Raw genomic sequence first — 1404 nt, 5'->3', positions numbered from 1 at the left:
ATATAGAATCCGGTTATATAGTATATGTTCATTATTAAATCGGACAATCGGACCATCTCCCCCAACAATACACTCTTGTATTCAACCGGATTTGATATTACTCCTTACTCCTTACTCATTACTCATTACTCATTACTCATTACTCATTACTCCTCAGTAATACGATAACTAATTACCCGGATTCTATATTATTACCTCTCTTTGAAAAGAAGAGGATTGACTCAAAGAAAAATGTTTTCTTACTTCTCCTTTAAAGGAGAGACTTTAAACCTTAATTATTCGGTAAAAGGGTAAGAATTCAGAATTCAGAATTTAGAATTCTGAAATTTGGAATGAAGGCTTTAGTATTCTTGGAATTAAGAGTATTAACCCCAAAAAAACTTAAATTTCCTGTAGATCTGAACCTTGTGGAATAGGCATCTTGCCTGTGCCGGTTTACAGGCCTGTGCCGGTTTACACGCTCTGATACTAGCGGACATGATATTAAGCTTGACATCCTCCCGACGTTGCACTTGCCTGACAACGCGGGATTACCATCCATCAAAACAAGCGAAGATAAAAATTTATTACAGCAATGCATGAGGATGGTCAGGTACAGTGTAACACAGCTTTCTAGCCTGTATAGCAGGGAACAGGGAACAGGGAACAGGGAACAGTTGGAAAAGTGTTTCCTAGTATAAGATTCATCATCAGTCTATGTCCTAATCTTTGCTTCGACTGCTATAACAAGCAAGATGCTTAAACTGCCAAAATTACTAAATCAGGACTTACGCATAAGCACCATACCTAGTAGGGGCGAACGGCCGTTCGCCCCTACATCTGGTGTATAATCCAATATTTTGCGTAAGTCCTGTAAATGAAATTTTGTACCTCACGCGCCTCCGAAATTGCTGCAATTATCCTACATAAATCATCAATTCTTTCCCCCTACTCCCTACTCCCTACTCCCTCTTTTCTGGAGATGTCTAATAATCATACAAGTTAGTGCTACTTTTAATCTCGTCAAAACGCTCAAATTTGATTAAAGCGCTTCAGTAGATATAGCATCACTGATCACAATAGAATCATTGATAACAGTGAAGGCAGTAGCCTGCAAAGCTCTCAACATTATGTTGCGAGCGCCATTGAGATCCCGTGCAATTCTCTGACCACATTGAGGACATTTATAAATTTTTGAGCCACCCAAGTTGTGATGAACGTGACCACAATTCGTACAAGTTTTAGAGGTATAAGCTTCATTACAACGAACGACTAAAACCCCTTGGCGAGCCGCCATCTGCTCTATATGAGAGGCAAATTTTCCGTGACTCCAAGTCAACATATTTCTCACAGATTTACGATTAATTTTTCTAGATGATTTAAGAACCATTTTAGAGGTTTCATAAGTTGGCAGAAAAATTAGTT

1 protein-coding gene is annotated in these 1404 nt (G+C 38.7%); it reads right to left on the bottom strand.

Annotation, left to right across the window (positions count from 1 at the left end):
• Positions 1-1021 precede the first annotated feature (1021 nt).
• Positions 1022-1404: zinc ribbon domain-containing protein (locus tag F6K40_RS40205; protein WP_293145934.1), on the bottom strand; the 383-nt coding region annotated here is incomplete at its 5' end.

Origin of the sequence: Okeania sp. SIO3I5 (assembly GCF_010672085.1) — a bacterium.
In the GTDB taxonomy this organism is placed as follows: domain Bacteria; phylum Cyanobacteriota; class Cyanobacteriia; order Cyanobacteriales; family Microcoleaceae; genus Trichodesmium.
The sequence above is the reverse complement of the archived record's forward strand: the minus strand, read 5'-3'. Positions and strand labels throughout refer to the sequence as shown.